16 protein-coding genes are annotated in these 20,664 nt (G+C 64.2%); 6 read left to right on the forward strand and 10 right to left on the reverse strand.

Features of this window, described 5'->3' with window-relative positions; genetic code table 11:
- Positions 1 to 108: 108 nt before the first annotated feature.
- The gene (locus FFS30_RS08515; RefSeq protein WP_212742440.1) at positions 109 to 588 is read right to left on the reverse strand and encodes a hypothetical protein; all 480 of its coding nucleotides are present in this window, start codon (positions 586 to 588) and stop codon (positions 109 to 111) included.
- A gap of 227 nt (positions 589 to 815) precedes the next feature.
- On the opposite strand from FFS30_RS08515, the gene FFS30_RS08520 reads away from it, so the two are divergent.
- Positions 816 to 1,880 carry a hypothetical protein gene (locus tag FFS30_RS08520; protein WP_137912723.1) on the forward strand — a complete coding sequence of 355 codons (1,065 nt, stop codon included), beginning with the start codon at positions 816 to 818 and terminating at the stop codon, positions 1,878 to 1,880.
- 31 nt (positions 1,881 to 1,911) lie between these two features.
- Here FFS30_RS08520 and FFS30_RS08525 read toward each other — a convergent pair whose 3' ends face one another.
- A complete protein-coding gene (locus FFS30_RS08525; protein ID WP_137912724.1) occupies positions 1,912 to 2,655 on the reverse strand; it encodes a response regulator in 744 nt (247 codons plus the stop codon).
- Complete coding sequence (locus tag FFS30_RS08530) at positions 2,652 to 3,734, reverse strand: histidine kinase (protein WP_171014516.1); 1,083 nt, start codon at positions 3,732 to 3,734, stop codon at positions 2,652 to 2,654. The genes FFS30_RS08525 and FFS30_RS08530 overlap by 4 nt, the downstream gene beginning before the upstream one ends.
- 133 nt (positions 3,735 to 3,867) lie before the next feature.
- On the opposite strand from FFS30_RS08530, the gene FFS30_RS08535 reads away from it, so the two are divergent.
- Complete coding sequence (locus tag FFS30_RS08535; RefSeq protein ID WP_137912726.1) at positions 3,868 to 4,923, forward strand: DJ-1/PfpI family protein; 1,056 nt, start codon at positions 3,868 to 3,870, stop codon at positions 4,921 to 4,923.
- Positions 4,924 to 4,984: 61 nt separating this feature from the next.
- Here FFS30_RS08535 and FFS30_RS08540 read toward each other — a convergent pair whose 3' ends face one another.
- The 5 genes from FFS30_RS08540 to FFS30_RS08560 form a co-directional block, all read right to left on the reverse strand.
- Positions 4,985 to 6,007, reverse strand: a complete 1,023-nt coding sequence (locus tag FFS30_RS08540) for a spore coat U domain-containing protein (protein WP_137912727.1) — start codon at positions 6,005 to 6,007, stop codon at positions 4,985 to 4,987.
- Positions 6,004 to 8,379 carry a fimbria/pilus outer membrane usher protein gene (locus FFS30_RS08545; RefSeq protein WP_171014517.1) on the reverse strand — a complete coding sequence of 792 codons (2,376 nt, stop codon included), beginning with the start codon at positions 8,377 to 8,379 and terminating at the stop codon, positions 6,004 to 6,006. The genes FFS30_RS08540 and FFS30_RS08545 overlap by 4 nt, the downstream gene beginning before the upstream one ends.
- Positions 8,330 to 9,112, reverse strand: a complete 783-nt coding sequence (locus tag FFS30_RS08550; protein WP_212742441.1) for a fimbria/pilus periplasmic chaperone — start codon at positions 9,110 to 9,112, stop codon at positions 8,330 to 8,332. The genes FFS30_RS08545 and FFS30_RS08550 overlap by 50 nt, the downstream gene beginning before the upstream one ends.
- Before the next feature lie 7 nt (positions 9,113 to 9,119).
- Positions 9,120 to 9,623, reverse strand: a complete 504-nt coding sequence (locus FFS30_RS08555; RefSeq protein ID WP_137912730.1) for a spore coat U domain-containing protein — start codon at positions 9,621 to 9,623, stop codon at positions 9,120 to 9,122.
- A gap of 495 nt (positions 9,624 to 10,118) precedes the next feature.
- Positions 10,119 to 10,760, reverse strand: coding sequence for an HD domain-containing protein (locus FFS30_RS08560; RefSeq protein ID WP_137912731.1), 642 nt, complete (start codon positions 10,758 to 10,760; stop codon positions 10,119 to 10,121).
- A 111-nt stretch (positions 10,761 to 10,871) separates the two neighbouring features.
- On the opposite strand from FFS30_RS08560, the gene FFS30_RS08565 reads away from it, so the two are divergent.
- A complete protein-coding gene (locus FFS30_RS08565; RefSeq protein WP_137912732.1) occupies positions 10,872 to 11,858 on the forward strand; it encodes a helix-turn-helix domain-containing protein in 987 nt (328 codons plus the stop codon).
- A 151-nt stretch (positions 11,859 to 12,009) separates the two neighbouring features.
- On the opposite strand, the gene FFS30_RS08570 is transcribed toward FFS30_RS08565, so the two are convergent.
- Entirely contained in the window at positions 12,010 to 14,406 is a 2,397-nt protein-coding gene (locus FFS30_RS08570) for a membrane-bound PQQ-dependent dehydrogenase, glucose/quinate/shikimate family (protein ID WP_137912733.1), read from the reverse strand.
- Between the two features lie 317 nt (positions 14,407 to 14,723).
- Positions 14,724 to 15,209 (reverse strand): MerR family transcriptional regulator, encoded by a 486-nt coding sequence (locus tag FFS30_RS08575; RefSeq protein ID WP_137912734.1) that lies wholly within the window; start codon positions 15,207 to 15,209, stop codon positions 14,724 to 14,726.
- A gap of 93 nt (positions 15,210 to 15,302) precedes the next feature.
- Between FFS30_RS08575 and FFS30_RS08580 the strand changes: the two genes are divergently transcribed.
- From FFS30_RS08580 to FFS30_RS08590, 3 genes are all read left to right on the forward strand, one after another.
- Positions 15,303 to 16,559, forward strand: coding sequence for an NADH:flavin oxidoreductase/NADH oxidase family protein (locus FFS30_RS08580; RefSeq protein WP_137912735.1), 1,257 nt, complete (start codon positions 15,303 to 15,305; stop codon positions 16,557 to 16,559).
- 351 nt (positions 16,560 to 16,910) lie between these two features.
- The gene (locus FFS30_RS08585) at positions 16,911 to 19,142 is read left to right on the forward strand and encodes a TonB-dependent receptor (protein WP_249352319.1); all 2,232 of its coding nucleotides are present in this window, start codon (positions 16,911 to 16,913) and stop codon (positions 19,140 to 19,142) included.
- A 588-nt stretch (positions 19,143 to 19,730) separates the two neighbouring features.
- Positions 19,731 to 20,210 (forward strand): hypothetical protein, encoded by a 480-nt coding sequence (locus FFS30_RS08590; protein ID WP_137912737.1) that lies wholly within the window; start codon positions 19,731 to 19,733, stop codon positions 20,208 to 20,210.
- The last annotated feature ends 454 nt before the right edge of the window (positions 20,211 to 20,664 follow it).

Consider the following 20,664-nt stretch of genomic DNA (forward strand, 5'->3'; position numbering starts at 1 on the left):
AATCGGCGCTACGCCGGTGGAAATTTTCGCAGCGATGCGGCAGAAACGGTGCACACCGTTTCTGCCGACTGCGATATCGCTATGCAGGCAATGCACCGCCGTCCATGCTCAGTTCCACAGGTAGCAGTATTCCTGGTTTTCTTCCAGATTCGGACCGGCATTGCCGAGGCTGTCCAGCACCTTCACCCAGCCGTTGGGGTCGCTCGGCGTCGGGCGTGCACCGCAGTTGGAGTGAACCCAATGCATGCCGCCCGGGAACGGCAGTCCGCACAGTTCGACCCGCGTGCCCGAGACGAGGGTGGTGAGAGGATCGGGCACGGAATCGCCGGCCTGGTCATAACCGTCGGCGTAAACGTTGTCGATCGCGATGTCGTAGTCGTAGCCGTCGCTGTCGGACTGCACTTGGATATGGGTATGCGACAGTTCGACGCCTTGCCGGTAGGAGCCGTATGCGAAAGTCGGATCACTCACGACCGTTCCGGTCATGTAGGTGCCCTTCGCCGTCGCGCATGCGGCCTGCTCGCCCGACGTTTGAGCGTGGATATTGATCGATACGAGAAGCAAAAGAAGAAAAAGAGCCGATTTCATTTTCTACTCTCCTAAGTTTGTGGTTGGTCCACTCGGACCGACCCAAGCGCCGGCCCGAGTGCGTGATTATGTACGCCCTGTTCGCGACGGTCGTATGACCACGCCACATACTTCGCATATGCGTCCGTCGATAGCGCCAACGCCTCGACCGTGGTATCGCAAGCAGGCGGACTTCGCGCTATCTTGCGACACATCACCGTGAGTGCGAACGCACAGGATGGCTAAGCATGTCTCGTTCGAACGCTGTCAGTTACTTGCGTGAATTGCAAAGCCGCCGCCATCGCAGTCGGGCGATTGCCCTACTGCTGCTGATCGTGACGGCGTTGGCGGGTTGTTCGTCTTCGGCCGTGCTTCTCGGCTTGCGCACACGTCTGCAGAACGAACCGGTCACGCAAATTTCCGCGTCTCTCGGCGACGCGTCGGGACTGGCGCCGGGACACTCCGCCCAATTGGTCATCGTGGCATCTACTTCGGACGGCAAACAACTGACGACGACGGGAGCCGGGCACGGCAAAGTGTTGTTCGACAGCTTCACTTTCGACACGCGCATTGCGCAGGTGAGCGAGGACGGCGTAGTGAGCCTGCCAGCCGATCCGCGTCTCAGCCGCGGACAGTTGCCGCACATCCATATCGGAGTGGTCGGCCATCCTAACGTCGTCGCCGATCTCGACGTGCTGGTCCGCTACGACGTCGCTTTCGTGGCGGATTTTTCCGGCAAAGCCGGCACCGACGGAATGGACGGCATGAACGGGACCGACGGCAGCGCGGGCTCCGACGGCTCGATCGATCCGTCGAATCCGTCCGCCGGGCCCGGCGCGGGCGGTCGCGGCGGCGACGGCGACGCCGGCAAGGACGGCGACAACGGCCAGCCCGGACAACCCGGCGAGGCCGTGCAGATTTGGGTTCGGCTCGATGCGGATTCGCCGCAGCTTCTGCAAGTGCGCGTGGCCGGCGATCATCAGGAAAAATGGTTTCTCGTCGATCCCAACGGCGGCAGCCTCACGGTGAAAGCCGATGGCGGACCCGGAGGACGCGGCGGCAAAGGCGGCCGCGGCGGGCAAGGCGGCCGAGGCGGATCGGGTTTCCCGTCCGGCCTTGCGGGAACGGACGGCCGCAATGGCTGGGACGGCACGGATGGCCGCGCCGGCAAGGCCGGCACGCTCTTGGTGTCGATCGATCCGGCCGCGCTCGCATACAAAAGCAGTCTCGTGCTTTCCAACAAAGACGGCAACGGAACACCGGGACCCGCTCCGCAGTTTCACGTCGAATCGCTCGCGGCACCGCTGTGGTAGCGGCCTGCCCTTCGGATCGAAAGCCGTTCGTCTAGCTCGACGCCGGCGCGTTCGACCGCCGCTCGAAGGGTTCCAGCAATGCACGTCGATAGCGGCGGCTCAGTTTCAGCCGCGTGCCGTCATGTAGTTCGATTTCATGTTCGCCGTCGGCACCGACCGACAGCCGCGCAACGCGCGCAAGGTTGACGATCGTCGAGCGATGCGCGCGCACGAAACCCGAGGGAAGCAATTCCTCTTCGAGTTCCGACAGGCTGCGCCGCAGGATATGCGTGGCCGCTCCCACGTGCAGGCAGGCGTAGTAATCGGCGGCCTCGATCCAGTCGATATCGGCCACGCGCACGAACGCGATTTCGCCAAGGCTGCGCACCGCGATCCGCGCATTCTCGTGTGACGGTGCCGCGCGTGCCGCCGCGACGCGATCGATCGCGCGTGCAAGCGCGAGGTCGAAGCGCGCGGCGTCGAACGGTTTGAGCAGGTAATCGAGCGCCCCGGCCTCGAAGGCACGCAGGGCATACTGGTCGTACGCGGTGACGAACACGATCGCCGGCGGCGACTTGCCGCCGAGCCGTTCGAGCACCTCGAAGCCGTCGCACTCGGGCATCTGCACGTCGAGGAAAACCAGGTCGGGCTGCTCGGCGCGGATCGCCGCAAGCGCTTCCATGCCGCTCGCGCATTGCCCGACGACCGAGATCGATGCGTGCGAATCGAGGAACCGGCACAGGTCGGCGCGCGCGAGCGGCTCGTCGTCGACGATCAGCGTGCGGATCGGTCTCATGTGCGGTACGGCAGCGAAAGGGCGGCTTCGACGCCGCGCGGCGGCGCGTCGCGCAGATCGAACGCGAACGCATCGCCGTAGAGATGCTGCAAGCGCGTGCGCACGTTGGCGATGCCGACGCCCTGCGGCGCCGTCGCCTGCGCGAGCGCCGGTCCGTCGTTGTAGACGCTGAGATGCAGATGAGTGTCCGCACAGCTCGCCGTCAGACGCACGCATCCCGCGCCGGCGCGCGCGGCGATGCCGTGGCGGATCGCGTTTTCGATCAACGGCTGCAACACCAGACACGGCACGCGTGCGTCGAGCAGCGCGTCGGGCACGTCGATCTCGACCTGGAGGCGGTCGGCAAAGCGCGTCTTCTGGATGGCGAGATACTGCGCAAGGAATTGCAGTTCTTCGCCGAGCGCCACTTCCTGCCGCGGCGAATTCTCGATCAACTGGCGCAGCACGCCGCTCAACGCGACGAGCGTATCCACGGCCGCTTCGGAGCGCCCCTCGCGCATCAGCACGACCGCGCTGTTGAGCGCATTGAACAGAAAATGCGGCTCGATCTGACGCCGTAGCGCTTCGAGCTGCGCGCGCGTCAGCGCTTCGCGCATCAACACCGCATCAACCTGCTGCTGCGCGAGCCGGCGCCGCGAACGCACGATGTAACCGGCGGCAAGCACCGCGCCATAAAGAAACAAAGACTGCAAAATATTGTTGGAGAGATGGTCGATCCAGAGCGCAAGGAAAGGTGCGCCACCCGGCGCGGTCATCCACGGATCGAGCAGGCGTTCGAGCAAGGCGATCCATGCCGCGCCGGCGACGTCGATGGCAAGGCATGCGGCGAGGTGCACGGCGATCGTCGCGACGTGCGGTCGTTCGATGCGGAAACGTTCGCCGAGCGCGAGCACGAACGGCGTCGCCGCGGCCCACGGCAGCCAGGACAGCAATAGCGTGAGGTACAGCGCGCCCCAGGCGTGGTGCATGCCTTCGGCGTGCATGACGAGCACGGTTTGCGTCGCGCCGAACAAGGCGATCGCGGCCCAGGCGACGGCATTCCAGCGCAAGGTCGCGCGCGAATTTTCGAGAAGATCCATGAGTCCAGCGTAGCGCAGATCCGGCCGCGCGATCTCGCGCCTGCAGCCAGACGGCGGATTCGTGCAGGCAGCGGCATCGTCTTGTCGTGCGGCGGCGGCGATGCTGCGCTCCCCATCACGTTGAGGATTCGCCATGAAGCATCGTCTCACCCTGGGTCTGCTCGGCCTCGCCTGCCTGCAGACCGTCGTCGCCGCGGAAGCACCCCGCGGCAAACTCGTGCCGCCCGAGCGCGGATCGATCCCGGTGGCCTTCGTGCTCAGCGAAGGCGCGGTCATGATCGACTTCGCCGGCCCGTGGGAAGTGTTCCAGGACACGATGGTGCCCGCGCGCGGCAGCGCGATGGCCGACCAGCACGTGTTCACGACCTATGTCGTGTCCGACACGAAAAAGCCGCTGCACACGTCCGGCGGCATGACGGTGACGCCCGACTACACCTTCGACGACGCGCCCGCGCCGAAGATCGTCGTCGTGCCGGCACAGCAAGGCAGTTCCGCGAAGATGCTCGAATGGCTGCGCAAGGCGGCCGGACAAAGCGATGTGGTCATGTCGGTGTGCACCGGCGCGTTCAAGCTCGCCGAGGCCGGCCTGCTCGAAGGCAAGGATGCGACCACGCATCACGGCTCTTACGTGCACTTCCAGCATCAGTTTCCTCAAGTGCACCTCGTGCGCGATCGCCGTTACGTGCAGAGCGATGCAGTGCTCTACACCGCGGGCGGCTTGTCGTCCGGCATCGATCTGGCCCTGCATATCGTCGACGGCTATTTCGGCCACGATGTGGCGGCGATGACCGCGCGGCAGATGGAATATGAAGGCCGCGGCTGGAGTGGCGGCGGCGCCTCGGCGGTGCGCTATTCCGAGCCCGTCGCGGTGACCTCGCCGGCCGACTCCTATCACAGCGGCACGTTCGGCAACTGGCGCGGTGAACTGGCGAGTCCCAATGGCGCCCTGCGCATCCGACTGCACCTGTGGCCGGCCGCTGCCGGTGCAGCGGCGACGATCGACAGTATCGACGACGACACCTACGGCTTGCACATCGACACGGTAAAGATCGACGGCGCGAACCTGCATTTCGAAATCACCGGCATCGGCGGTGTGTACGAGGGAAAAATCGATGCGAGCCGCGGCGCGATCGAAGGCACCTGGACGCAGAACGGCAAGCCGATGGCATTGAAGTTCAAGCGGTCATGAAGCGGCCGGCGTTTTCCATGCCTGCGAATGCTCGCGCAGCCGCGGGCATGGAAGGCGCCGCTCAATACGTGACCGTGACCGTAATCTTGTCGGAATAGCTGCCCGCCGCGAGCTTGCTCTGCGGCAACACTTGCCCGTACACGGTCAAGGACTGGGCGGCACCCGTGCCGGTTCCCGTCTGCGTGTCGGTATTGAGCGTGTTGCCCCAGCGCTGGCTGCGGGCGCTGTCGCGGTAGAGTTCATAGGTAACCGTGCCGGTGCCGAGAATCATGCGCCGCGTCGTGCCCACGGCATGCAGGCCGTTGTCGAGGCCGACCTGCCACGCGGTGCGATAGATACAATTCATCGTGATCGTCGAATTCACATTGAGGTTGCCAGAGAAATTGCTCGCGACCGAGCCGAAGCCCAGGTTGCTCGCGCCGGTCAGCGTGCAGCTCGGCTGCACCGGCGCGCTGACCGTGAAAGGAAACGTGCCGGTGCCGTTGCCGGTCGAGCCATTGGTACAGGTCGTCGGAAACGTGCCAAGGCTCAACAACACTTCGTTGTACGCATAAGTGAGCTGGGTGTTCGCCGCATTGAACTGGCTTTGGTAGGTACCCGCACCGAGCGCGGCCTGCGCGGCCGGGACCAAGCCGTAGACCGTCAGCGAACCGCTCTGCGAGGTGCCGCTCGCAAGGATCGTGAAATTCATCGTCGCCTGCGGCACGCTGTAACTGGAGCCGGTGCCGCCCCAGATATTGCTGCGTCCGCTGTCGCTGTACATTTGAAAATTCATCACGTCGCCGGCCGCGTCGGTCATCGTGCGCGGCGAATAGCCGGTGCCCGCGGAGCCGGTGCCGATGCTGAAGCAAAGGCGGATATAGTCACCGAACAAGGCGCTCAGCAGTCCCGTGTACGTGCAACTGTAGTTCAATGTCGCCGTGGCCTGTACCGCAGCGCCGTTCGGCACGACGGCACCGAATGCAAGATTGGTCATCGTCGCGCTGCACACCGTCGTCGCACGCGCAGGCGGACAGGCGAGCAGCGCAGCGAAGCCGAGCAATATCGCCGCTGCGATGCGCAGATATTTTCCCGAACGGCTCATCGTGTCTCCTTCGCGCACGCCAACGGACCGAGCCGCGGCACCGTGCCGGCAGCGACGGCGGGATAATCGAAACTGACGCGGCACACACCCTGGTCGGTGCGCACGCGTACGACGTTGTGGTCCTGCAGATTTTCCAGATAAACCTCGCCGTCGAATCCAACCGGCGTCTCCGCGGCTGCGCCTTCGAGCCGCGCACGGCTGCCGAGCGCGATCGGCCGCTGCTGCGCATCGTGCAGGATCAGCAGCGCCGCACGCATGCGGCGCAGGCCGAACTCGACCACGGCGCCGGCACGATCGCGCGGCGTGGCGACCATCGCGACCTGGTCGACCTGGATGCCGGCCGGCAGGCCGAGCGGATCGATGCCGATCTGATTGCGCTGGTAGGCATTCAGCGGCGTGACCAGGAGCAGACCGTCCGCGCCGGTCTGGCCGATCGTGCGGTTTTCCAGCGTCACCGGCACGTTGCCGATGCCGCCCGTCGATACGAGCGCGAACGCATCGTCGACCTCGCGCGCAAGGAAGCCGTGCCCGCCGATAAACACCGCCGAGCCGATCGCCTCGACGTAAGCGTAGCGGCTGTCGCCGAACGCCGAGATGCCGGTGCGTATCCTGCCGTGGTCGCCGAGCCAGTCGGCCTCGGCCGCGCCGCCGTTCTGACCGTCGCCCTGGCGCACGTCGACGCGCCAGCCGAAGCCGCCGTCTCCGGGCAAGCTGCGCCCCGCTTCGAGCACGCTCGACGTCTGGCCGCCGTCGCGCTGCACAGCTGCGGTGAAACTGAGCCGGTCGGCCGGCGTGTAGGTCACGCTCGCAAAAATCGCATTGGCCTTGGTCTTGCCGAGATCGCGATTGACGCTCACGTTCGCCGCCCAGCGCCCGCTGAACGTTTGCGACCAGAACAGTCCGGCGTAGCGCGTGAGCGGCTGCCCCGGATACTGCTGGCGCAGGAAATTGACGCCGAGATTGCCGACCGCGGGTACGGTGATGCCGGCGAACGCCGTGTCGACGATCCGCGCAGGCGGCGGCCCATAGAACGAAGCCACGTCGCGATAATCGCCCGAAGTGCGCATCGACGTGAGCGAGGCGTTGAACCAGCTTCCGGCCCACGCATAGCTCCAACTGCGCAGCGCACCGCCGTCGCCGTGTCCGTCGCTGCGCGCATAGGCGAGCGAGAGCACGCCGCCGCGCGTGCCGAGCAGCCAGTTGCCACCGACGCCGGCATTGCTCAGGCCTTCGATGGCTTCGGCGTGCGTTTCCACGGTAAACGCATTGCTCACACCGTAGCGCCAGGTTGCGCTCGCCATCGGGCGCGAGGCGTAGTCGAACGAAGCGACGCCGTAGCGTTCGCGCACCGGGCCCAATTCCACCGACCAGTCCGCAAGTCCGGCCTGGAGCAAACGGTTCGTCGCGTAGAGCGACAGATTGATCACGCTGCTGCGGCCTAACGCGTCGGTGAGCACGACCTGCGCACTGCCGGCACCGTTGATGGTCGGCACGGTGTTGAGTTGGAACGGCCCCGCGGGCACATTGCCGCTGTATTGCTTGACGCCGTTGATGTACAGGTCGACCGCCGACGGCAGCGTCGCCTCGCCGAGAAACTGCGCGAGCGGCGTGGTCACGCGATACGGCTGCAGGGAAAAATCGGTGCCGATGGCGATGCCGCCGAAACGCGTGGCGCGCGTCCACGGCAACGCCTGCGTGATCGCATCGCCGAAGTTCAAGCGCAGCATGCTGTCAGGAAAGGCGAACTGCCAGCGCGTGTCGAGACGCACCGAGCTCGCCGACCAGCCTTCGCCGGGACGTTCGACGTAGCGCAGGATCTGGCTGTCGTCGAGCACGCCCGCGCCGATGCCGAACACGCGCGCCTGCAGATTCGCGGCGAGGTTGCCGATGCCGTCGCCGCGCGCCGCGTAGATGTCGTAGTCGACCAGCATGCCGGGCGCGGCCGGCGCCACCGGCGCGGGTTGCATGTCCTGCGTGCTCAATCGCGTCGTCGGCGCGGCAAGCATGCCCACCGGCACGATCAACGCGAGCCGCTGCGCCAGCTTGTCGTAGTTCACGCTGGCGCCGGGCAGCGCCGCGAGCCGCAGCGGATCGCCGCTCTGCTGCGGCGGCAAAATACCGAGGCGGCGCAATGTCGCCGCGCGCACGTAAAGCTCGCCGCCGCGTTCGTCGAAATGCGCGATGCGCCCGGTCGCCGCGGCGTTCACCGTCACTTCGAGGTAGACGCTGGTGCCGCGCACCCAGTCTTTGCCTTCGGTCAGCACGGCATCGTCGCCCTCGCCCGCCGCGACGCGCGCAGCCACGGCGAACAGCAGGGCCAGACTACGGCCTGCCCGCGCCCAGCGACGCCACCTTGCGCTCGCGCGGCTCACCGTTGATCCTCGATTGCAGTTCCGCGCCGGCCAAGGTCGCGGCGTCCGTGCGCAATTCCCAATGCATCGTTTGTCCGGCGAGCACATAGCCGACGAGGCCGGGCGAAAGTTCGCGGCGCTCGCCGCGTGCGGAGACCAGCACCAGATTGCCGAGCTGCGCGTGCACGTAGCCGCGGTTGCTCACGACCAAGCGCGGCGGCGACACCGCATCGTCGACCTTGCCGTCGAGCTGCACCGCCGTAGGGTCCGCATTGGGCGGCGTAAGAAAAACCGGCACGGAATAGCGCAGCACGAAGCGCACCGCGCTGGCGTCTCCTGCAACCGCAGGTTTTTGCGGCGAGGGCGTCGGCTCGTCGATCGGCAGTTCATCGACCAGGATGCGGAAGGCGTCTTCACGGCCCTGCGGCGCCGCACCGGAACGGATCACGCGCACGAACTGGCGCGCACCGACGGCCAGCTCGATGATCGGCGGACTGACGATCAACTCCTCGGACGGCGTCAACTCGTCCACGCCGCGCTGCTGCGACCAGTGGTAGACGCGGACTTGCGCGTGCAGCGGCTGCTCGCCCGTGTTCGACAACCACACGCCGACCGCGCTGCGATCCGCCGTCACGGTCAGCGACGTCGGCGTCACCTGCAATCCGGTTGCCACGGCGCTGCCGCACTGAAGCAGCAGCGCGATGAACACTCCGCGAAGACCGTGTGCGCCCAGGGATTTTCCTGGATCGATCACGGCGGTCTTAATAGGAGACCGTTGCGGTGATGGTGTCGGTGTAGTTACCGGCCGGCGAATTCGCGCTGGCGACCAGGCCGTACACGGTCAGCGGCTGCGCAGCACCCGTTCCGGCTCCCGAGTAGACGTTGCCGCCGGCGCCCGTGGTGCTGCCCCAGACCTGGCTGTGCGCCGAGTCCTGATAGAGCTGGTAGCCGACCGTGCCGCTGCCGCCCTGCATCGCGCGCACCGGACCCGCGCCGCCGTGCAGGCCGTTGTCGAGCGCGATCGTGTACGGCGTCAGGCTGGTGCAATTGACCGTCAGCGTGCTCGTCGCGGGCACGTTGGTCGCCGTCGACGCCACACTGCCGAAGGCCATATTGGTCGTCGGGCCGGTATGGATGTCGCACGTGCTGGTCAGCGTGATGGTGACGTTGAACGTCGTGGTGTCGGTGCCGGCATAGGCACCTCCGGTGAGCGCAAGCGCGGCGCAGATCGCCGCGGTGCGCGCCGAAAACGTAACTCGTTTCATAAGCCTCCCCCTGTTTAAAGAAAGGACCGTTGGCCGAGAATAACTCCACGAATTATCCGATTGTGCGCGACCGATCACGAAAACAAACTTTTTACCCAGCCTCCTCGATAAAATAACGACGCTTAATAAATAGAGCCTAGAAAATTCAGACCGCCATTCATCTAAGCGGCCCGCAATCTGAGTATTACTTCGCAATACTCGATATTAGTCACGCTACACGCCGGGGAAATTCTCTCGAAGACCTGGCGTTCGCCGACGAGGCACCGGCCGGCAATTCGCCCTTGAATATCATTGCCCGGGCGCGATTTTTCGTCGCACCGTAGCGGGGCAACCGCGCGGCAGCCCGGGCAGTCCGCCGAGGCCGCCCGCATCAGCCGGCAGATTCTCTGCCTCGCAATGCGCGGTCAAGCCGCGGAGTTGCTGTATTGCGGCCGGCACCGAAAACGGCGCCGCTTATTTCCTTGGAAGACCGCAACCAACGCGGCGGTCCGTCGCTCAACTTCTCCATGCCGACTCGCGAATAACGCTGCAGAAATTTCCGCGGTGGAAATGCGGCTCCTTGTCGGCAATGACATCGGCCTTGACGTTGCCGAACGTGGTTTCGGGTTTGTGTTTGATCCCGTCGTAGAACGCCTCGATGATGTCTTCCTTGAATCTCGCGCTGCGCGGATGGGCCTGCACTACCGCCTCGCGATCGGCATCGGCAAACGTCGCGTAGCGGATGCCGAGCACGTCCATTTCGACGCCCACGGTCACGAGCGCAATTTCGGCTGCCATGAATTCGGGAATGCCCGGCGTCGTATGCAATGCGATCGCGGTCCAGACCTTTTCCACTTCGCGTTCGCCGATGCCGCGGCTGCGCAGAAACTCCGCGGCCGCATTCGCGCCATCGACTTCAAAGCGCTTTTCGCCGCTGCCATGCGCATGCGTCAGTCCCATGTCGTGGAACATGGCGCCCGCATAAAGCAGCTCGCGGTCGTATTCGAGCCCGCGATGCCGGCCCGCGAGCGCAGCCCAGTAGTAAACGCGGCTCGAATGATGAAACAGCAGCGGCGATTCGGTGTCGCGGATTAGCTCGGTAATTTCGCGCGCCAGCTGGCTGTCGGGAACGGCGATATCGCCTACGGTGAAGTGCATGATCGACTCCTGCTCGGTGAAAGTTGCAGCAAGTCTAGGAGCCGGCGTAGCATGTCCTCAATCGTCGCAATACGATAAATTGAGCCAAACGAGGATATTCCGGACTTCGCCATGCCTACGTCGCGATATATCGGCCTGCTGGCCATCGAAGGCGCGCAGTTGCTCGACGTATCGGGCCCGCTCGACGTCTTTGCCGAGGCCAATGCGCAAGCCGGTGCCGAGATGTACCAGTTGAAGGTGATAGCCCACCGCCGCGGACCGCTGCGCGCGTCGTCGGGTGCGCGGCTGCTGCCCGACATCGTCATCGAAGACGATCCGAAGGGCGTGCGTCTGCCCAAATTCCATACCCTGCTCGTCGCCGGCGCGCCGCATGCGGGCGACGCTTCCGCCGAACCGCCTCTGCTCGACTGGATTCGCCGCACGCTACCATCGGCGCGGCGTTTCGGCTCCGTATGCAGCGGCGCGTTTTTATTGGCCGACGCCGGCCTGCTCGATGGACGCCGCATCACGACTCATTGGGCCGTCGCCGATGCGCTGACCGCGCGCTTCCCCAAAGTCATCGTCGATGTCGATGCAATCCACGTGCGCGACGGCAAATTACGCACCGCCGCGGGTGTCACCGCCGGAATGGATCTCGCGCTCGCCCTGGTCGAAGAAGATCTCGGCCGCGAGATCGCGCTCAAAGTCGCCGCCCAACTCGTGATGTTCTTCAAGCGACCCGGCGGCCAGGCGCAGTTCAAGCGCAGCGACGCGCCCGCAGCCGCGAATCGCTCGGCACTGCAGGAACTGCAGCGATGGGTCGCAGCGCATCCGGCGAAGCCGCACGATCTGCCGCGACTCGCAGCTCGCATCGGCGTCAGCACGCGCCATCTGTCGCGCCTGTTTCAACAGGAGGTCGGAGTCACCGCCGCCAGTTGGGTCGAAGCGGCAAGGGTTTCCGCAGCACGCCTCTTGCTCGAAGAAGGACATCAGGCCCCGAAGCGCGTGGCCGCGCAATGCGGCTTCTCGGGCGTCGACACGATGCGTCGAGCATTTATGCGCGTCGTCGGCATCACGCCCGCGGAATATCGCAAACGGCACGCGGCGGAACTTGTCTAGCACCGACACCTTGCACAAACGTCAGCCACGCAGCACCTAAAGCCGCGCTCTGGCCTGTCGAGATCTCCTCAACGCAGGCAAGATGCGTCAGTCCCCTTTTGAGAACGCTGCACGCAACTCGGTTCCGCTTACTGCGAAAAATCAGTTTCGCTCAATGAGCCGTTCCCTCAGGAAGCGCAAACGCCACGATGTAATCGCCGCGGTCGGGCGATTGGCGTGCGCCGCCGGCGGCGATGAGCACGAACTGGCGTCCCGATTGCGGCGATACGTAAGTCATCGGCGTCGCTTGCGCGCCGACGGGCAGCCGCCCTTTCCACAGCTCCTTGCCGGTCGCGCTGTCCATCGCGCGCAGGTAGTAGTCGTAGGTTCCGGCAAAGAACACCAAGCCCGATGCCGTGGCCGCAGGTCCGCCCATGACGGGCATGCCGATCGCAAATGGCAGTTTCGCTTTGAAGCCGAACGGCAGCACGGTGTCGGCCACGGTGCCCATCGGCTTCTGCCAGAGTATTTTCTTGTTCTTCAAATCCACTGCGGTCAGTTGACCGTAGGGCGGCGCGTGACACGGCACGCCAAGCGGCGACATAAACATGCCTTTGCGGTAGCCGTACGGCGTTCCGGCCTGGACATGCAGTCCGTCGTGGCCGCCCGGCGCATTGGGATCGTCGGCCACGGAGCGCGGAATGTACTGGCCCCACAACGGCATGCGCATGCTGCCGGCGTAGAGAATGTCGTTTTCCTGATCGACCGCGGCGCTGCCCCAATTGAAGCCGCCGTAGTTGCCGGGGTACTGCAGATTGACGTGGTCTTCGCTGGCGAGCGTGAACTCGCCGTCGTAGCGCATGCGCTTGAACTCGATGCGGCACCACAACTGATCGAAGAAAGTTGCGCCCCACATTTCCTTTTCGCTCAACGGCTCGTTGCCGACCTGCGGCATACCGACCGAGTAAGGCTGCGTCTTGGAAACACGATCGCCCTTGACCACATCGGTGGGCACGGGCTTTTCGACGACTTCGGCAATGGGCCTTCCGGTCTCGCGGTTGAGCGCAAAAATCTGCCCGCGCTTGGTCAACTGCACGACGGCCGGAACCATCTTGCCGCTTTCGTCGGGCATGTCGACGAGCGCCGGCTGCGAGGGCACGTCGTAGTCCCACAGATCGTGGTGCGTGGTCTGGAAATGCCATTGCACCTTGCCGGTTTTCATGTCGATGGCGACCACGCTCGAACCGAACTCGTCGCTCAGCGGACGGCGGAAGCCGCCGAAGAAGTCCGGCGTCTGTCCGCCCATCGGCAGGAACGCCCAGTCGAGTTTTTCGTCGTACGACGGCGTCGACCACATGTTCGGCGTGGTTCGCGAATACGTTTCGCCGGGCGGCGGCAGCAAGGTGATGTTCGGGTTGTCGGGGTCCCAAGCCCACAGCAGTTCGCCCGTGTCCGCACTGAACGCACGGACCACGCCGGAAGGCTCGTCGACCGAGGCGCCGTCCTGTACCCAGCCGCCGACCAGGATGCGATTGCCGATGACCGTGTTCTCGGACGTCGTCATGTAATAGAACGGCTGCACGAGTCCCATGCCGACTTTCAAATCCACCGTACCGTTGTCGCCGAAGCCCGGACAGGGCTGGCCGGTCGCGCTGTCGAGCGCGATCAAGCGCGCATCGGTGGTGCCGAGAAACAGGCGCTGCGCGCACGACGCGGCATTCGCCGCGGCCTGGGTTTTTTCTTCGTCGGGATGAGTCTGTGCGAACGCCTTGGCGTCGTAATAGGCGACGCCGCGGCAGCGATTCCACAGCTTGCTGTCGGGCGCTTTCGAGTCGAAGCGCCAGCGCTCCTTGCCGGTTTCGGCGTCGAGAGCGAACACCTTGTCGTACGGCGTGCAGATATACACGCTGTCGCCGATCTGTGTCGGCGTGCTCTGGTCTTCGGCGCCTTTGCCGGCGATGTCGCCGGTGCGGAAGGTCCAGGCGATCTGCAGCTTGTCGACGTTCTGCTTGTTGATCTGGGCGAACGGCGCGAAGCGGCGGCCGTCGAGCGTGCGGCCGAAGTATTGCCAGCGTTCGTTGCGCTGAGCCTGTGCATCGGCAGCGGGTACCTGCGCGAGCGGCCGCGTGCCTTCGATCACATCGTGTTCGGAAAACATCTGGGTAAAACCGACTACGCCGACCACGGCCAGCACGAGCGCTGCGAGCCAACCCACCGTACTTGCCGAGCGGCGAAACGCCGGAGCGATCAGCGCGGCGACCAAGGCCAGCACGATCCACGGCGAGAGCCGCGGCACCAGCGGCCAAAACCGCGCGCCGACTTCCCAATAGGCCCAGATCAGCGTGCCGACGAAGCCGAGCGCAAACAGCCAGATGCCGGCGAAACTGCGCCGATAAATCAGCACGCCCGAGACGACGAGCAAGGCACCGGCGATCAGGTAGTACCACGAGCCGCCCAAACCGACGAGCATCGCTCCGCCGGCGAACAAGATCAGACCGATAAGGATCAGGACGACCGCGTATAGAGAGGCGAACCAGCCTCCTGCGTTGGGTTTCACCGAGCTATTCATTCGCATCTCCCGAGTATCGTTGCCGTGACGGTGCAAGAAGCGAGCAATCCCTGCCTTCGAGAATCTATGTACAGCCTGGGAAAGTCCAGAACCGACTGCGCTGCGCGCCGCTAGTATGAGATATCTGTAAGTCTGCTGGAACCTCGAAAAGCCGTAGGCGCAAATTGCATTTCGATGACGTGATCGTTTTGTCCGATGGTGATCGTCTCGTCTTCGCCAAGCGAGCAAGTCTCGGAGGATGGGGACGACATTCTTCTTGCGTCGTTCTCAATGAGAGCACCGACATCGCAAGGCGCATGCGTCTTCTACATTCGCGCTCAGCCGGCCCCGGCCACTCGGCGCCGCTTCGCCTTGCCGAGAGCTTTGATGTCGCCGGCGACGAGAGTCGGGCTTTGCGTCTCGCAGAGCCCCATGCGCGAGAGCACTCGCTTCGCATTGGTCGCACAGTCGATATCGTCGGGCCTTGCCTCGATCTCCGCGATCAGTGCGACGAGTTGCGCCTTGCTCTGCGCAAGCCGCGTTTCGAATGCGGCGATGTCCTGCACCTTGTCGCGAAGTGCGTCGAGCAGCCGGCCATGCTCCCATTGCGCGAGATCGGACGGCAGCAGGCGGCGCAGCTCGTCGAGGCTGAAGCCGGCCTTCTGCCCGGTCACAATCAGATTGAGCACGAGCACGGCTTCGGGCGGATAGCTCCGATAGCCGTTCGGCTGCCGCCGCACCATCTTCAACAGACCGATGGACTCATAGAAACGGATTTGCGACGGCGCCAGACGGGTGCGCTCCGCCAGTTCCCCGATCTTCATGTGCTTCACCCTCTTCGATTCGGATGCGATCAGCTTGACATTAAAGTTAACTTTAAAGTCAAAGTGCGCCCAGAATCCACTTTGGAGTTACCCATGTCCCTGTTCTCTCCGCTGACCCTCGCCAGTGGCACGGTCATCCCGAACCGCATCGCCAAGGCGGCGATGGAAGAAAATATGGCCGACGCCGACCATGCCCCCTCGGCCGAGCTGCTGCGCCTGTATCAGTCCTGGGCGGACGGCGAAGCCGGGCTGATCCTGACCGGCAACGTGATGGTCGATGCGCGCGCGATGACCGGCCCGGGCGGCGTCGTGCTCGAAGACGAGCGCCATCTCGACCGCTTCAAGGCCTGGGCCGCAACCGGCCGCTCGCGCGGCGCGCAGATGTGGCTGCAGATCAACCATCCGGGACGGCAGATGCCCGCGGGACTCGGCCAGGAAACGCTCGCGCCGTCGTCGATCGCGCTCGATCTCGGCATGCTGTCGAAGCAGTTCCGCTTGCCGAAGGAAATGACCGAGGCCGACATCGCCGACGTCGAGCGCCGCTTCGTGACCACCGCGACGCTGGCCGAGCGTGCGGGATTCACCGGCGTGCAGATCCATGCCGCGCACGGCTATTTGGTCAGCCAGTTCCTCTCGCCGCTGTCGAACCACCGCCGCGACCGCTGGGGTGGCAGCCTGGAGAATCGCGCACGTCTGCTCCTCGATATCGTGCGCGGCGTGCGCGCAGCCATCTCGCCGGGCATGGCGGTGTCGGTCAAACTCAACTCGGCCGACTTCCAGCGCGGCGGCTTCTCGCCGGAAGACGCGCGCGCGGTGGTCGAAATGCTCGCCCCGCTCGGCGTCGATCTGGTCGAATTGTCAGGCGGCAGCTACGAAGCGCCGGCGATGACCGGTGCGGCGCGCGACGGACGCACGCTCGCGCGCGAAGCCTACTTTCTCGAATTCGCCCGCGATATCGCCGCGGTCGCGCGCATGCCGCTGATGGTCACCGGCGGCATCCGCCAGCGCGAGATCGCTGAGCAAGTGCTTGACGGTGGCATCGCGATGACGGGCATCGCGACCGCGCTGGCGATCGAACCCGACCTGCCGCGCCGGTGGCGGCTCGGCCAAGCCGTCGCGCCGACGCTCAAGCCGATCGCGTGGAAGAACAAGCCGCTCGCAGCGACGGCGCATCTCGCCGCGGTCAAATACCAGTTGGTACGTCTGAGCCGGCGCCGCAGCCCCGTCCCCGGCGTTTCGCCCGCATGGGCCTTGTTCGTCTCGCAGATCAGTACGAAATGCCGCACTCGGCGTTACCGCCGGCGGATGGAGCAGCGAGCACTTTTGCTGACGCAAGCCGATCGTCGCTGAATTTGCTGATCGCCGCGATGCGTGCGGCCACTTTCATCAGGAAGCGCTGCGCAAGATGAGCGCGAATGAAGGAAGGTTGCTTCGCGATATCGGCCTCAAAACGTATTGCACGATCATCGTCTAAGTTAAAGCAGAGCTACGTAAAACGAGGCGACAACCCGTCAAATCGCGAGCATGTGGATTCGGCAAAGCCGTCATCGTGACCTTCGCTGCACTTTCGTCGGCTCATTCGACCGAAAGTGAAGTAGAGTCTCGCGCAACGAAGAAATCCGTTCGGCAAAGAAAACGATGCTCGGCAAAGAACGGATCGTCTTCGTGGCTCGACAGCGAGACACTCGGAAGGAACCACTCTTGCAATCCGTAACGAACGACGCTCCCCGTCCACAACCCCTGGTGCTTGAGGAAGAGCGACGACCTCGACCCGTACGCAGCGAATCGGCGGCGGCCGCTTTGCTCGCCGGCGCCGCGCTGCTGACCTGCCTGCACGCGCGCGCCGCCGGCACGGATGCGCCAGACGCAGACGTCCGCCCCACCCTGCCCGACGTCGTCGTCACCGCCACGCGCAGCGAGCGCTCGGCGTTTGATGTGCCGGGCTCGATCGACGTGGTCAAGGTCGAGCCCGGCAATACACTCGGCGTCAATCCTTCCGAATACCTGCAGAGCGTTCCCGGACTGCTCGCGCGCGATCGCCAGAACTACGCGCAGGACGAACAGATTTCCATCCGCGGTTTCGGCGCACGCTCCACCTTCGGCGTGCGCGGCGTGCGCCTCTACGCCGACGGCATCCCGGCGACGATGCCCGACGGCCAGGGACAGGTTTCGGCTTTCTCGCTCGGCTCGGCGTCGCGCATCGAAGTGTTGCGCGGGCCGTTCTCCGCGCTGTATGGCAATTCCTCGGGCGGCGTGATTCAGATCTTCACCGCCGACGGCAGCGAACCGCCGCAGGTGGAAGTCGACGCAGCCGGCGGCAGCTACGGCAACCTGCGCCTCGGCGTCAATGCGCGCGGCAAAAGCGATGCGTTCGGCTACAACGTCGACCTCTCGCGCTTTAGCACCGACGGCTACCGCGGCCACGGCAATGCCGAGCGCACGAACGCGAATGCCAAGTTCACCTATGACTTCGGCGAGGGACGCAAGCTCACCGTGCTCGCGAACGCGATCGCGCTGCCCAACGCCGACGATCCGCTCGGCTTGACCCGCGCGCAGTTCGAAACCGATCCGCGCCAGGCGGTCGCGAGCGCGCTGCAGTTCGACACGCGCAAGAGCGTGCATCAGCAACAGGGCGGCGCGATTTACGAACAGACCCTGAGCGACACGCAAAGCCTGCGCGTGCTCGGTTACTTCGGCCATCGCGATGTCGAACAGTTTCAATCCATCCCGGTCGCGACGCAGAAATCGCCGGCGAGCCCGGGCGGCGTGATCGATCTCGCCGGCGACTACGGCGGCGCCGACGCGCGCTGGAACTGGCACGACATCGTCGCCGGCGGGCCGTTCGATTTGAGTGCCGGCCTCAGCTACGACCGGCAGAACCAGCATCGTCGCGGCTACAACAACTACCTCATCGACTCTCTCGGCAACACGACGCTCGGTGTGACCGGCGCGCTGCGCCGCGATGAGCAGGATCTCGTCTCGAATTTCGACCAGTACCTACAGACCACATGGAGCTTCGCCGAGCGCTGGCTTGCGAGTGCGGGAGTGCGCCACAGTTCCGTGAAGTTTTCCGCCGACGATCGCTATATCGTGCCCGGCAATCCCGACGACAGCGGCCGCGCCGACTACACGGCGACGACGCCGGTCGCCGGCCTCATGTATCGCGCGACCGAGACGTGGCATCTCTACGCGTCCTACGGCAAAGGCTTCGAGACGCCGACCTTCAACGAACTCGGCTATCGTCCCGACGGCAGCGCCGGGATCAATTTCCAGCTCGTGCCCGCGCGCAGCCGCAATGCCGAGATCGGCTCGAAATGGCGCTTCGGCGACGGCGGCGGACTCAACCTCGCTGCGTTTGCGGCGAACACGCGCAACGAGATCGCCGTCGCCACGTCGAGCGGCGGGCGCACGACTTACCAGAATATCGATCGCGCGCGCCGCCGCGGCGCGGAACTGCGCCTCGACCTGCCGCTCGGCGCAGGCTGGCGCGCGCAGCTTGCCTATACGTATCTCGACGCGACGTTTCGCTCTGCATTCCTGACCTGTCCCGCCGCATCGACTTGCACAACGCCCAACACGCGTGTGCCGGCCGGCGCGCGCATCCCGGGCGTGCCGCGCTCGGACCTCTACGCCGCGCTGCGCTGGGGCGAGACGCTCGGCTGGAACGCATCGATCGAAACGGGCCTGGCAAGCGCGACGCCGGTCAACGATCTCAACACCCAGTACGCGCCGGGCTACGCGACGTTCAATCTCGGCGCGGGCTACGCGTTCGAAATGCGCGACGCGAAGATTTCCACATTTATACGACTCGACAACCTGCTCGACAAAAATTACGCGGGCTCGGTCATCGTCAACGAAAGCAACGGCCGCTACTACGAACCCGCGCCGGGACGCTCGATCCTCGGCGGTGTACGCGTGGAGTGGAAACACTAGACAGCCTTTACGCGAAAAGGCGAAGAGAGCCTCGGTCGCTGCGGCGCCCACTTACGAGTACCGTCTGAAACTCATCGACAACGCAGCGAGCCAAGCATCGCGCTTGCCACTTGAGCTGGTCGGTTAAACGAGGGCAGCGGCTCTTTCCTGGCCTCGCTTGCTTTTCCCAATCGCCGTTGCAGCGAGATGCGGAAGAAATCCGTTCTCTCATGCGGCCGTGCGCCTTCACTCCCACTGTCTTCACCATCTGGGCCGCGCCAGCATCGACGACATGGCTCTCATGTACTTGACGAGGCGGTGGTGCGTCGCATCGACGCCCCTCAATCGCGACCACCTCGAACAAAAAAACTTTCTCGACTGATAAAAATTAATCAGATCGCCCCCGGAGATACCAAGTCAATAATTGAGACATTCGACCATCGAACATGAATCCATAAAATAAGAAAGTGTGCTCGCCAGGACATTCAATGTATGAATATGAAAAATTCATCCGATCAATAAAATATTCAGATCTGAAAATTTTTATATTCATTGAACGTCATGGCAATCGAGTAACCACCGTCAATTCAACTTACTCAGGAGCACATCATGGCCACCCTTCGCGACAATACCGTCACCATCGAGAGCAGCAAAATCCAAAGCGTCACTTATGCCGGCACCGCCGTGGTCTCCCAAGGCCAGCCGATGGAGCCGCCCCCTATGATCAACAATCAAAACCCGACGCAGGTCATTACGTTCAAGGCCGGCCGCCACAAGACCTATGAAGTCGCCGACGGATTCAACGCCGTCTGCGGCGGCGCTTCACACGAATTTTGTCCGTCCTCTCTCGGCGCCGTCGAACCCGACGAGCTGAATTTTTACTTCAGCATCAAAATCAATTGGGCCTGGGGCTCGAGCACCGAGCTGTATCTGGGCCAGGGCAACAATGGCAACAACAACTGGTGGATCGGCGGAAATTCGGTTCAGACGGTAAACGGCCAGGGGCGCCTGGTCGTGCTGGACGGCGACAAGCCGCGGACGTTCATCCTCTCCGGCGGGATCAGCTCGTTCGTTCTGAGCGAACTGTGAGTTCGATGGGGTCGATCGATCTTCGGTCGACCCCTTCACGCAGAACGGACATTTCGATTTGTCACCTCAAGCAGATCAATGCCCAATACGATCTGCGCCGGCAAACCGACTCGCCTCGCTATAAACAGCGCGTCTCGACGGAAACCCCAGCCAAATCAGGCTCTCTCTGCAAGGTTTTTGCCGCCGGCAGCACTATCACGTCGTTCGATCCGAACGAAGCCCCGTTGCAGACGCCGGCATCCGACCCTGAACTCGGATCATACGATTCCCGCGCCGACGACCTCGAAGTTCCATACAGCTCTCTGCGGCATGCGCCCGGCGTACGTCCATAGAGCTTCTTGAACTGCCGATGGAAATGCCGCAGACACTCGAATCCGCTACCGAGCGCGATCGAGTTGATCGGAATTCGTGGCGAGACGAATGCAAGCTCGGCATGCACGTGTTCGAGGCGAAC

It is taken from the genome of Rudaea sp. 3F27F6 (genome assembly GCF_005503555.1).
GTDB lineage: Bacteria > Pseudomonadota > Gammaproteobacteria > Xanthomonadales > Rhodanobacteraceae > Rudaea.